The 12,338-nt window shown below is 57.1% G+C and carries 13 protein-coding genes; 7 read left to right on the top strand and 6 right to left on the bottom strand.

All coding sequences use genetic code 11. The features are described 5' to 3' along the window. Window positions 1-30: 30 nt before the first annotated feature. Window positions 31-420, bottom strand: a complete 390-nt coding sequence (locus RISK_RS32750) for a hypothetical protein (RefSeq protein ID WP_047817345.1) — start codon at window positions 418-420, stop codon at window positions 31-33. 48 nt (window positions 421-468) lie between these two features. Next, complete coding sequence (locus tag RISK_RS33725) at window positions 469-786, bottom strand: DUF2947 family protein (RefSeq protein ID WP_083435188.1); 318 nt, start codon at window positions 784-786, stop codon at window positions 469-471. A gap of 289 nt (window positions 787-1,075) precedes the next feature. Between RISK_RS33725 and RISK_RS26530 the strand changes: the two genes are divergently transcribed. Together RISK_RS26530 and RISK_RS26525 are read left to right on the top strand one after the other, a co-directional pair. Continuing rightward, the gene (locus tag RISK_RS26530; RefSeq protein ID WP_047817343.1) at window positions 1,076-1,318 is read left to right on the top strand and encodes a ribbon-helix-helix domain-containing protein; all 243 of its coding nucleotides are present in this window, start codon (window positions 1,076-1,078) and stop codon (window positions 1,316-1,318) included. Then, window positions 1,319-1,603 (top strand): type II toxin-antitoxin system RelE/ParE family toxin, encoded by a 285-nt coding sequence (locus tag RISK_RS26525; protein WP_047817342.1) that lies wholly within the window; start codon window positions 1,319-1,321, stop codon window positions 1,601-1,603. Window positions 1,604-1,746: 143 nt separating this feature from the next. Here the strand turns inward: RISK_RS26525 and RISK_RS30440 are convergent, their stop codons facing one another. The 4 genes from RISK_RS30440 to RISK_RS26505 form a co-directional block, all read right to left on the bottom strand. Further along, window positions 1,747-1,932 (bottom strand): type II toxin-antitoxin system HicA family toxin, encoded by a 186-nt coding sequence (locus RISK_RS30440; RefSeq protein ID WP_053061317.1) that lies wholly within the window; start codon window positions 1,930-1,932, stop codon window positions 1,747-1,749. Further along, a complete protein-coding gene (locus RISK_RS26520) occupies window positions 1,929-2,144 on the bottom strand; it encodes a type II toxin-antitoxin system HicB family antitoxin (protein ID WP_047817341.1) in 216 nt (71 codons plus the stop codon). Before RISK_RS26520 ends, RISK_RS30440 begins: the two co-directional genes overlap by 4 nt. Window positions 2,145-2,311: 167 nt before the next feature. Then, the gene (locus RISK_RS26515; protein WP_047817340.1) at window positions 2,312-2,677 is read right to left on the bottom strand and encodes a hypothetical protein; all 366 of its coding nucleotides are present in this window, start codon (window positions 2,675-2,677) and stop codon (window positions 2,312-2,314) included. Between the two features lie 1,246 nt (window positions 2,678-3,923). Next, window positions 3,924-5,267 (bottom strand): polysaccharide pyruvyl transferase family protein, encoded by a 1,344-nt coding sequence (locus RISK_RS26505; RefSeq protein ID WP_047817338.1) that lies wholly within the window; start codon window positions 5,265-5,267, stop codon window positions 3,924-3,926. Window positions 5,268-5,487: 220 nt separating this feature from the next. Here RISK_RS26505 and RISK_RS26500 point away from each other — a divergent pair, with 220 nt between their 5' ends. The 5 genes from RISK_RS26500 to RISK_RS26480 all read left to right on the top strand — a co-directional run bounded on the left by RISK_RS26500 (window position 5,488) and on the right by RISK_RS26480 (window position 12,283). Further along, entirely contained in the window at window positions 5,488-6,006 is a 519-nt protein-coding gene (locus RISK_RS26500) for a sigma-70 family RNA polymerase sigma factor (RefSeq protein ID WP_047817337.1), read from the top strand. After that, entirely contained in the window at window positions 6,003-7,523 is a 1,521-nt protein-coding gene (locus RISK_RS26495; RefSeq protein WP_047817336.1) for a FecR domain-containing protein, read from the top strand. Before RISK_RS26500 ends, RISK_RS26495 begins: the two co-directional genes overlap by 4 nt. After that, on the top strand, window positions 7,520-7,951 hold the full coding sequence (locus RISK_RS26490; protein ID WP_047817335.1) for an EF-hand domain-containing protein: 432 nt from the start codon (window positions 7,520-7,522) through the stop codon (window positions 7,949-7,951). Before RISK_RS26495 ends, RISK_RS26490 begins: the two co-directional genes overlap by 4 nt. 58 nt (window positions 7,952-8,009) lie before the next feature. Continuing rightward, window positions 8,010-10,481, top strand: coding sequence for a PSD1 and planctomycete cytochrome C domain-containing protein (locus tag RISK_RS26485; RefSeq protein ID WP_047817334.1), 2,472 nt, complete (start codon window positions 8,010-8,012; stop codon window positions 10,479-10,481). 239 nt (window positions 10,482-10,720) lie between these two features. Next, entirely contained in the window at window positions 10,721-12,283 is a 1,563-nt protein-coding gene (locus tag RISK_RS26480) for a DUF1501 domain-containing protein (protein WP_047817333.1), read from the top strand. Window positions 12,284-12,338: the final 55 nt, after the last annotated feature.

Here is a 12,338-nt window from a genome sequence, read left to right as displayed (position 1 = left end):
GCGCAAAAACCCTGTTAGTGGCCACGGTTGCTAGATGAAGATGGTGCAGAAACTGTCGCCAGATTCCAGTTCCCAAGACGGTTTCGAGAAATTGGCAGTGCAGTTTTTGCAGAGGCTGATCCATTGTGGAACTTGACCTTTGACGGAAGCCATCGCGTCGAATTTCATGATGTCACCGCCGCACGCTGGGCACGGGCCAACGGCGTTCGGCAAAGCAGTCGGGCCAGTGTGTTCGTGCCTGAGCAGATTCTGAAGCGGTTGTTTCGCGGCAAGTTGAAACACAAACTGCGATCCGAATCGTTCTTTGATTCGATTCCAGGCGAAGTCTGGAAGGGCCGCTTTGTCGTCGACAGCGAAGCGGTCGGCAAAGGGACTCGTTGCCTCGTCCACAACCAAATGCTGCCCTTCATCAATCGACATCCCCTGCCTGCTGAGGAGGAAATTGATCCAGTTGCGTGTAAACGCGTCTTAACTGGATTCGACCGCATGTTCGCGCATCCAAAATATCGTGACCGTTTCGGTGGGGCTAATATTTAGCGTTCTGAGAGCATCGCAGAAAGCATCGGCGGCGGCGTTGTTCCAGTGATTCATCCAAGTGAAGAAGAAGGATGCGTCTCGCACGAGCTGGGCGGGCCATTCGGTTTGATCGAGGAGCTTGAAGTGGCGATTGCTCGCGCTGACGAGGTGTTTCCAGCGAGTCGATGCGTCAGATTCGTCAAGGACGTTGATTGCGCGCTGGTCTGCATCAGCGATCGGTGGATCGTTGTGGAAGCAGCCGGGAATCACGGTGAAGTCTTGCTATCGCACATCGCCGACTGACAGCAGTGCAACAACAACGCCGATCCCGCTATGGTCGAGATGAACAAATTGTCCGAGCGTGATTTGCATGAGCATTGGATCAGCCAATGACCGACAACGGAAGTCTTTTACGACACCGCGCTGAACGAAGCGAAAAACGTGGCACCTGGGGCGTTTCTACCAATGCCAGCCCAAGTCGCCTACAATCGAGGGCGTGCCAAAGGCCCTTGCGGCAACCCCCTGCTGGGCGAACCGGTCGTGAAAAAGGAACACTGGAATGAATATACAACTACCAGACGATGCGATGCAGTTTGTTGAGGGTCTCGTCACGTCCGGCGAATTTGAGTCGACAAGCGAGGCGATCACCGAAGGGGTTCGGCTATTGATGAGCCGACAACGATTGCGAGCCGATATCCAGAAGGGCATCAACGAACTCGATGCGGGACTGGGAATTGACGGCGACGAAGTGTTTTCAGAACTGCGAGCACGCGCCAAAGCGGCAGTTGAAGACGCCAGCTAGATGGCAAAGCTATTCATTTCGCCGACAACGAAACAGGACTTGTCCGATATCTTTGATTTCATCGCGAGGGACAAGCCGAGCGCGGCAGCGAATTGGATCGAGAAGATCGAAGAGAAGTGCAGGCTCATTTCGACGGTTCCAGATTTCGGTGAATTGCGGAACGAGTACGGTGCCGACATTCGCAGTAGCGTTGTTGGGCGTTATGTCATCTTTTACCGATTAATTCAGGACGGAATCGAAGTCGCGCGGGTCATTCCCGGTGATCGTGACATCAGATCGCTCTAGGGTCGCCCAACGAAAGTCTTTTGCGACACCACCCTAAGCGAAGCGTTGGAGTTTGAATCATCAGAAGGTGCACCATTGCCAACGCGCGTTGCCTACCAACGAAGGTGTGCCGCAGTCCTAGCGTAAAACCCCTGTTGTGCGGCCTACGGTTCTGGGATCCCAAGATCACGGCAGATTTTACGTGCCAAGTGATCAGAAACCTCGCGATGACGCGGCACCGCTGACCGTGCACCAGTAGCGGGATTGCACCACCAAGAATGGTTGCCGCCCTCACGCACTAAAACGCAGCCGCTGTCGTTCAAATGTCGAATGAGGTCACGGCGTTTCACGGTTGAATTGCCACCTCTTCGTATGCTGCGCCAGCAGCCTTACGGGCATCCTCGCGGTTCATTTCGATGGCCTCTGAAAGGGCCTCGCGCAGGTTGTCGATCAGTTCGTCACGGGTCGCACCCTGCGAATTGACGCCGGGCACCTCCTCGATCCACCCGATCCACCATTCGCCGTCTTGGCGGATTACAGCGTTATAATTGGGGGTAAGCATCGGTATTCCTTGGAGGAGTCCGCACAAAGGAAGTTATTCACGACACCGCCTAAACGAACGAAGCGACATCTGAACTACGGGAGATTGTACCAATGCCAGCCCGCGTGCCCAACCAAGGAAGGTGTTCCAAAGGCCATTGCGTATAATCCCTGTTGGCCGACCCTGCGCTACGGATCAGCCACCACCGCAAAACGGTCAAGCAGCAACTGCAAGTCATCGAGAGCGGTGCAAACCTGCGGTTGCAGCTCAGGCCACGGTGCATCGGAATCATCGGTTAGCGGACCAGCATGTGTGCGAATGTGGTCGATAGTTGCACGAAGCGCATCGGCGATGCGACGGGCGAGCTCAGGTGATTCCTGCAGATGGCGGTCGAGTGAGATTCCGCCGCAGTAGCCGCTGATCGTCAGTTGCTCGACGACGTCCGGTTGGTCAGCATGCAAGTCGGCGACACGCGCGACCAGCCATCGGTACACGGCATTGCGGATGATCCACGTGTCCTCGCTGGTCGGCGCAATCGAGATTGTCACGGACATTAGTGATCTCTGGGTCGGCCAACGGAAAGTTTTTACGACACCGCTTCTCTCCGAAGTCAAAAAGCGTCGCAACACAAATCAGTCTACCAAAAAGAAGCCACGTTACCAAAGAGGCGGTGTCCACGGCGTAGCAAACCAAAACGCGACAACGGAGCGATTGCACGTGGCAAACCAAATGATGCTCCAACGACGAAGCCGTGGCCTTGCGTAAAAACCATGTTAGCCGCCGCGGTCAAGCAGAATGGCGACGCTCATAGGCAAGAAAGTCGTCAAACGTGCCATCAGATTCAACCGCTGGATGTTCAGCGTTGACCTCTTCGCGACCACGCCATGATAGATGTATGACGGTGAAACGTTCCGGAGAATCGTGATGCCAGCAGAGGATGTCGTCAGTGGCGTCGCGATGCGCAACCACGGTGACCGGGACGTTGTTGAGCAGGTGTCCGGGCGGTAATTCTCGCTGAAGCTCGGATGCGAGCAACGAAGCGCGATCATCCGGCGTGGTAAACCAACCGTCTGGGAGCAAGTCGTGATATGGTTTGAAGTCAGGGAACACTAGCGGCGGCTAACGGGGTTCTGGACGACAGGGTGTCGTCTATGCTTGGAAATGGGGGAGAACGGGTGTTGACTTTAGCTGAATAGGGCTCGGTCTGCAGCACTTGCGCGACTGGGCGTGGATGGCGTGACGCGGGGTTGCGTTCGCTGCTTCCGAGGCACGGGTGCAAAAGACGGTGTTTTTCACCCGTGCCTCGGTACCAGCGAAGGAAGCGGCCCCAAGCGGAGCGATCGTTTTTGATGGTGTTGACGGCGTAGACAGGTACGCAGGTGTCATCGGGTATGTGAGTCGCTTGGCGTTGGCCACGGTTCCTGCGCTCAACCTAGGCCAACGCTGGACTGCGAAATGCTCTGTGTTGTGAAGCATTGTGGTTGCGCGAGTTTTCATCCCGGCAGGGATTCAAGACGGTAGCCGTCGGCAAGCGATCGCGCCACCGACGGACATGTCAATCCCACCTTCCCGTTCCGCCTCCCGCCGTGGCCGATGGCCACGGCGGGAGGCGGAGTATTTGGGGGTACGTTCGTTTTCCGGTGGTGCGCTGCGTTGCAGCGACCACCGGCTACCGTCTGACATCCCTACCGGGATGAAGACAGCCGGTCTCGCGATCCCGCCCCGAGCTATCAACGCAGACTCCTCCGGAGCCATCCATGCTCATCCCCTCAGATGTGCCTCCGCTTTCAAGCTCCGGGGTCAGGAGATGCTGGCGAGTTCCTGTTGCAGTACCGCCATCGTTTCTCGTTGGCGGTTTTCGACGAATCGGCGTGCCTCCTCCGCCTTGGCTTTGGCCGCGTCCAAGTCATTTGCCAGCTGCAAAACCGCCGGCACGATGCGGTTGCGATCCGTTTCCGAATCCAGATCGAACAACCAGTCTCCCAAACCAATGTCCTCCCACATATAGCCTTTGCTGGTTTGTTCCTCGAACCGACAAACGATCGCGGGGATGCCGTGACCGATGCACATGATCGGCGAATGCATTTCATTGCCGAACAACCCGGCGCTCTTCATGTAAACGCTGACCGCTTCCCCCGTCAGCCAATAGTTCGGACGCCAAACGACTCGCGACAGCACGTCCTGTGGCAATCGATCGATCAGCATCTCCTTGCCCACCGCCATCTGCGTTCGGTCTTCCGGGCACACCAAGACCTTGCGATCGGTTTCGCGAACGACTTGCACGATCGCTTCGCGAAGCTCCGCATGGTCGTGCTCCTTCATCGCTTCGTTGCGAGCGTGCTTGACGGGATCAAATTTGACGTGGGATTTGATCGTCCAGTACGGCGTGTAGCGCAGTCGCGGGATGCAGCATAGAAATCCCTGCGGTTTCAACTGGTTCTCTTCCAAAAAACGATCGGCGGCAGGCTCATCTCGCAAGTCGCAGGCGAAGGCTCCGTCGGGACCGAATTCCATCACCGGCGACGAGGCACCGAGACTCTTCGCGAGAGCGAGCGATTTGCTATCGCGGAAGAACACAAACCGGGCATGACTCAATACTTCGACCGAACGAGCCATCGCGTCCTCGTTGCGAGCCCTGGTCGCGGAGGATTTCTTCATTGGGAAAGTGATCCCGTAGATGCCGTACGGCTTTCCCGTTTCCTCTCGCCATCGGATCAAGTCACGTTCGGCGACGATGGATGCTCCTGATCCGTGCAGTAGGAAATCGCATTCGCGGAAGGCTTGCTTCAATGCTTCGGATCGCGGCTTGGCAATCTTCAGTTTGGGAAATTCCTTTCGCAGCAATTCCTCCACGCCGTTGTCAACATTGGACGGCCAAAGCGTGACCTCCACGTCGGGCAGGTGCTCGCGAAGGATGCTCAGCACGCCTGGCGTGTGAGCGATGTCGCCGATGTTGACGGTTTGCCAGGAGGATCGCAGCAAGACTCGTTTCGGCGGCTTGCCATCGTCGGCGGAGGCCAACGATGGCAACAGCGAACTGTTCAATCCCAGTGTTCCCGCGGCCATCCCTAGCTTGGCAGTGCCGCTCAGGAAAGCTCGTCGATCGAGGGCGGAAGATCGTTTTCCAAATTTTAAATGAGTCATGCAAACGTGCGATAAATGAGGCGGGGACAGGCAAGCAAACGTTTGTTCACGCCAGTCTTTGAGGTGGGAATGAGGGTTCCATCCTACTTCAGCCGCCAAGAATGCTGGGGGACATGGCGGAGCAGAGAATGACAAAATTCAATAAATCCGATCGCTTTCATGTCATGATTGGATTCGAGCGGATAAGGAACTGATGCCAAACCAATTCCAGGAGTTTTGAGTGGACGATTCAACACGCCATGCGACCCGATTGTGGACCTCGGCTCAGCCGGTGGTGGCTGCTTTCGTTGCGTCGGTGGTTCGAGATCGGCGTGACCGTGAAGACGTGCTGCAAGAGACAGCACTCGCGGTTTTGAACTCATTTGAATCCTACGATTCCTCGCAAGCGTTTCAGGGCTGGGCGATCGGCGTCGCTCGCAACCAAATCAGTTTGTACCTGCGCCGCCGACGACGGGACCGCCTGGTCTTCAGCGAGGAAACGATCGCGAATTTGCAGTCCACGTTTGAGCAGTCCTCTCCCCCCGAAGAACTCGATCACCTGCCCACATGCCTCGATCAACTGCCTGGCCGTGCTCGAAAGATCTGCGAATTGCGATATCAAAAAGGACTCAAACCGATTGCGATCAGCGAACAAATCGGCATGACAGCGAACTCGGTCTCCAAAGCCTTGCAGCGGATTCGAGAGCAACTGCGTGAATGCATCGAAGACAAGTTCGTCTCCGAAGGAGCGAACGGATGAACAACCGCCACCCAACCTTGATCGACGGCTACCTGGATGAAACTCTGACGCCGGATCAACTGTCTGAACTGGAAAGCTGGATCAATGCGAATCCGGATCACGCCAAGCAGTTCGCTGACGCGGTTCACTTTGACGAGCGAATGACGGCCGAATTGAGCTGGCAACAGTTCACCCAATCGGGACCTGATGAATCCAATCCCGCGGAGCCCACGTCCAGACCAGTCGCTCTCGCCACACATCGACGAAGTCAGCGACTCACGTGGGGCGTTGCCGCCATCGCGGCGACCGTGTTGCTGGTCACTGGATTGGTGATTCGGACCAAGGTCGATCCTTCGAAGTCTGGCCGACCAACCACCCCGTCCGTCGCACAGAATCCCTCTTCGCCGGCATCCCCCGACAACGAAATCGACACAACGTTCGCGACTCTGGTTCAGTCCATCGATGCCACCTGGGAAAGCGATCACGCGTCCCAATCCGGCGACCGGTTGAACGCTCGAACCATTCGTCTGCGATCCGGCATCGTTCAAGTTCAATTCGACAGCGGCGTCGAAGTCACGCTGGAGGGCCCGGCATCCTACGAACTGCAATCGATGGATCGGACCAAGTTGGCCTACGGCCTTCTGTCCGCCACCGTGCCGCCGGGCGCAGAAGGTTTTCGAGTCGACACACCCTCGGCACAGGTCATCGACTTGGGAACCGCGTTTGGGATTGAACTGGAACGCGATGGACTGTCAAAGGTCTCCGTCTTTGACGGCGAAGTCGAGGTGGTCACGGACAAGGATCATCACAAGCGTTTGCTGACCGAGGGGCAGAGCGTCGAATTGTCTTCGGATGGCAGCATGAGCGACATCGCGTTCGACACCGGGCGTTTTGAAAAGTTGTGGCCGTTTGGGTCGGGAATCGTCAAGTCAACCGGTGCCTTCCGTTTTGCTCCTCCTTGGCCCCGATTGGTCAACCGGATCCAAAGCGACCGTCGGATCTTTGTGTTGCCCGAGGGCTATGCGACTCGACTGCAGTCACCATGCTCCGTCGATCTCACGGTCCCCGGACGGTACACAAAAGCGGCGTTATTGTTGCCCGCAGAGGTTTCAACGGGTCACCGCGTTCGCTCGTTTTTATTGATGTTCAATCCGAAGATTCCGATCGACACCGAGAACAATCGCCAGCGTCCCACGATTCGCGACTTGGAATTGGTCGAAGGCAGCATCACGTTTCAACAGCCGATTCTCGGTGTGATTGTTGAAGACAAAACGCTGTTCGCAACGGATGGCCGATTCTCACTGCGGAGTGCAGCCAGCCTGCCGTTCGGACGAGGCCTGGAACTGGATGCGTCACGCATCGGCGATGTCATCACGCTCAGTGAAGACCGCCAAACAATCGATCTCAGTTTGATGTCATTTGGTCGACGAGGCGATCACGTCCGTGTGATTGTCGACGCGTCCATCCACTCGCGTTTTTCACGACGACCTTCGTCGTCAAAATCCTTGCCTCAGTTCTCATCGAGGAGTCAACCATGAAGACCGAAACCGAAAGCTTGGTTCAATCGGCAGAAGAACATCCCCAGCGACGTCGTTTCTTGTTGAAACTGCTCGCCGGCAGCACGGCGTTGCCGCTGATTTCGTCGGTCGCGTTCGCTCAAAAGCCAAATCGTTTGGACAAAGATGGCGAGCGTGACCCACAAGCCCGGCGTCGCGCGGGGGCAGGGTTGCAATTGAATCCGACCAAGATCGCAGCGAAGCTGATCAAGGACCACGACAAGGATGGTGACGGCGCACTCAATGAAAAAGAACTCGCGGCAGCTCTGACGGCTTTTCGCGAGGGTCGAACGCAAGGCATGCGTGGCCGCCAAGGCGAAGGGCGTGAACGCATGCGACCGGGTGCCGACGGCCAGCGAGCGATGCGAAATCAGGACAAGGGGGTTCAGCCCAAACGTCCCGGTGAATGATTCGCCACGACCGTTTGCTCCGCGTGGACGGATCCCTTCCTTTTCTCCACTTGCCACCATGCTTGCACGTGTCGCTATGAAACCATTCGTCATTCCTCTGTTGGTCACTTCGCTGAGCGTGCTGAGCACGTTTGAGTCGCAGGGTCAAGAGACTGCGGGAATCTCTCCGGAACAACTTGAGTTCTTTGAGAACCGAATTCGCCCGGTGCTGGTCCGCGAATGTTACGAGTGTCACTCGGCCGAGTCCGGCAAGACACGAGGTGGACTGAGACTGGACACCCGTGACGGGTTGATGCTCGGCGGTGAGTCGGGTCCTTCGGTCGTTCCTGGGCACCCGGAAGACAGCCCCTTTTGGGACGCGGTCACGTACAACGGTTGGGAGATGCCACCACGAGGACGGTTGCCCGACGATGTGCTGGCGGATTTCAAACGTTGGATCGAAATGGGTCTGCGCGACCCTCGCGTTCGCGAATCGATCACGGTGGAAAGCAAGGTTGACTTGGAATCCGGACGGGAACACTGGGCATTTCAAAAGCCTCGTGAGCAAGAATTGCCCGAGGTTCAGCACACCCAATGGCCCAAGTCGGACGTGGACGTGCATGTGCTGGCAAAATTAGAAGGCAAGGGTTTGCAACCGGCGCTCGATGCCGACGCGGCAACCCTGTTGCGTCGCCTCTCGTTTGACTTGACCGGGTTGCCCCCCACTCCCGACGAAGTCCAATCCTTCCTCCGTGCAACAGCCAGGGATCGCGACGCGGCAATCGAATCCAAAGTCGACGAACTGCTCGACAGCCCCCGGTTTGGCGAACGCTGGGGTCGTCACTGGATGGACGTCGCTCGCTACGCGGAATCGTGTGGCAACAGCACCAACAACACGTATCCTCATGCGTGGCGCTATCGCGATTATGTGATCGATTCTTTCAACGCAGACACTCCCTACGATCGCTTCATCGCGGAACAGGTCGCCGGTGATTTGTTGCCCGTCAAAACAGATGAACAGTGGCAACGCAACTTGATCGCGACCGGTTTCTTGGCGATCGGAACGAAGAACCTCGTTGAACGCAATCCACGGCAAGTCCAAGCCGACATCGTTGACGAGCAAATTGACACCGTCACCAAAGCCTTCTTGGGTTTGACGGTCGCCTGCGCCCGTTGTCACGATCACAAATTGGATCCGATCCCAACGACGGACTATTACGCGATGGCGGGGATTTTCCAGAGCACCGACACGTACTATGGAACGGCCGAGGGGATCACGAACCGCAACGCATCAGATCTGTTGCAACTGCCGATCGCGGATGACGTGGCTGCCGGCCGAGTGTATTCAACCGACGAGATCGAAGATCTGAACGAACGGATGCGGGACCTTCGTTCCCAAATGGCCGAAGCGGTTCGCGATCGGGAAAATCCATCGCAGCAGCAAACCGTGATTCGGCTGCGGGCTCAAGTCGCGTTGATCCAGGGAGTTTTGTCAGAGATTGATGATGACGGAACGCCGCGAACGTTGGCGATGGGAGTGCAAGAATCCGATTCATGCCAAGACGCCGCCGTCCTGGTTCGTGGCGAGGTAGAAACCCCGGCGCAACGTGTGCCACGCGGGTTTGTCCAAGTCCTACCGCACAGTGCAGACTTCTCGATCCCGGCCGATTCCAGTGGGCGAATCGAATTGGTTCAGTGGATGACGTCGACCGAGAATCCGTTGACCGCACGTGTGATGGTCAATCGCATCTGGTTGCACCTGTTCGGCGAAGGTCTCGTCTCAACACCCAACAACTGGGGAATGACCGGGCAAGCCCCTTCCCATCCCGAGTTGCTCGATCACTTGGCCATCGAGTTTGCCAGGGACTGGTCCGTGAAGTCCATGATCCGCACCCTCGTTCTATCGCGAACCTATCAGATGAGTTCACGAATGAACGAGACCAACTACGAGGTCGATCCAGACAACCGATTGCTTTGGCGTGCCAGTCCGCGTCAGTTGGATGCGGAGTCCATGCGGGACGCGGTCCTCGCCATCGGCGGCGGGTTGAACCTGGAACGTCCGGTTGGATCGCCGATCGCTCGCTATGGCAACAACCGAATTGGGCGAACTCTTGACGCGTCGCTCTTGGACGGCCTGAACGATCGCCGGTCGGTGTACTTGCCCATCGTTCGTGACGCCGTGCCGCGTTCACTCGCATTGTTTGACTTCGCCGATCCGAGTCTTAGCAACGCGAAACGCGACGTGTCGAATGTTCCCACTCAAGCGTTGTACTTGATGAACGATGAATTCGTTTTGCAAAACGCGGAAGGACTCGGCCGACGCCTTTTGAAAGAACACAAGAACGTTCGTGACAGTGTCTCGGCAGCGTTTTTGGCGACGTACGGACGGCCTGCCACCGACTCAGAAATTCGAAGTTGCGTGAACTTCTTTCAAGAGTTCATGGGACCGGCTCGCAGCAAGTCGAATCGTTTTGTGCAAACGCAGCAACTCGCGATGACAGCATTCTGCCAAGCGTTGATCGCCTCGGCCGAATTCCGATGTCTGAACTGAAACCTTGTGGCATAGGCTTCCAGCCTGTGGGTACTCGTTCACAGGCTGGAAGCCTATGCCACATCGAATTGATGCACCGGGCGGCTTGCGCCGCTCCGCTAAGGAACCATTCCGAAACAACTTCGCGATTTCAAAAGATAGCGGAAGGGCGCGAGCCCTCCGGTGACACACCGGGCGGCTCGCGCCGCTCCGCTAAGAAGACTCGATCACTCCACTTCGCTCTCTCATCAGGTTCCGTCATGTCCGATTCAACCACCCTGTCGCGTCGCGGCGCACTCCAAGCCGTCAGCAGTGGATTCGGCTACCTGGCGTTCGCAGCGTTGGCAACCGAGCAAGCGAGAGCGAGCAGCCCGTTGGAAGTGAAAGAACCTCACTTTGAACCGAAAGCGAAACGGGTGATCTTTTTGTCCATGCGTGGTGCACCCTCACATGTCGACACGTTCGATCACAAACCACAACTCACGCGAGACTCCGGCAAGGTCGGCAAGTATGGCGGGACCGGACGGCTGTTGGGATCGCCTTGGGAATTCCGCCAGCGGGGCGAAAGCGGGTTGTGGATCTCGGATCTGTTCCCGGAACTTTCCAAGCAAGCCGATGAACTGTGTTTGCTGAGAGGCATGCATTGCGACCAACCCAACCACCCGCAAGCCACCACGCAGACTCACACGGGTAACTTTCAGTTCCCGCGACCATCGATGGGTGCTTGGACGCTGTATGGACTGGGAACCGAAAACGAGAACTTGCCTGGGTTCATCGTTTTGAATCCCTCGCCTGGTGACAGTGGCAATTACGCCAGCTCGTTCCTGCCGGCGATCTATCAAGGCACCAAGATGAAAGCGGGTGGACGAAGCCGCGGCGGGTTCGCTCAGAACATGATGCGATCAAACACGTCGAATCAACCCGGGCGATCCCGACGCGGGCTGCAATCCGGCATGGGCGGCGACCTCCGCCGGCGCTACGCGGAGTCACGGATGGGCATGTCCGGCGGCCCGGAAGCGCCGATGCAACAACGTCCCTTCGGCCGCCCCCTTCGCGATCAATTCACACAACGCGATGACAGTGCGATCCCCAACTTGACAAACCGCATGCTGGATCCGGAATTGCAACGCATTCAGTTGGATTTGATCCAAAACCTGAATCAGAACAAACTCGATCGCGACGGTCATCAACCGCAAGTCGAAGGCATGATCGAGTCGTTTGAGTTGGCTTATCGCATGCAATCGGAAATGCCCGAGGCCGTCGACTTGTCCGATGAATCGCAGGACACGCTGGAACTGTACGGCATCAACGGTTCGGGGACCGACGACTTTGGTCGCCAGTGTTTGATGGCGAGACGTTTGGCGGAACGCGGCGTCCGCTTCATCGAATGCGTGAGCCCAGGTTGGGATCACCACCGAAACCTACGTGACGAACTGGACGATCACTGTTCGCAGATCGATCAACCCATCGCGGGCTTGCTGCAAGACCTCAAGCAACGTGGCTTGCTCGACGAAACGCTGGTGATTTGGGCCGGTGAATTCGGTCGCACGCCGCACGCCCAAAACGGGGATGGCCGCGACCACAACAACAAGGGCTACACCACCTGGATGGCGGGCGGCGGAGTTCGCGGCGGCTTCAGTTACGGCGCCACCGACGAACATGGGTATGAAGCGGTCGAAGGCAAGTCTCACATCCACGATTGGCACGCCACGATCCTCCACCTGTTGGGGTTGGATCATGAACAGCTGACGTACCGCTATGCCGGACGTGACTTCCGATTGACCGATGTTTATGGAAGTGTGATCCGCGACATCGTTGGCTGAACGGCCTGTCGATTTTGTCAGCCGGAACGTGATCGCGCCCGGTTCATCTCCGGCA

It is taken from the genome of Rhodopirellula islandica (assembly GCF_001027925.1).
Classification (GTDB): domain Bacteria; phylum Planctomycetota; class Planctomycetia; order Pirellulales; family Pirellulaceae; genus Rhodopirellula; species Rhodopirellula islandica.
The sequence above is the reverse complement of the archived record's forward strand: the minus strand, read 5'-3'. Positions and strand labels throughout refer to the sequence as shown.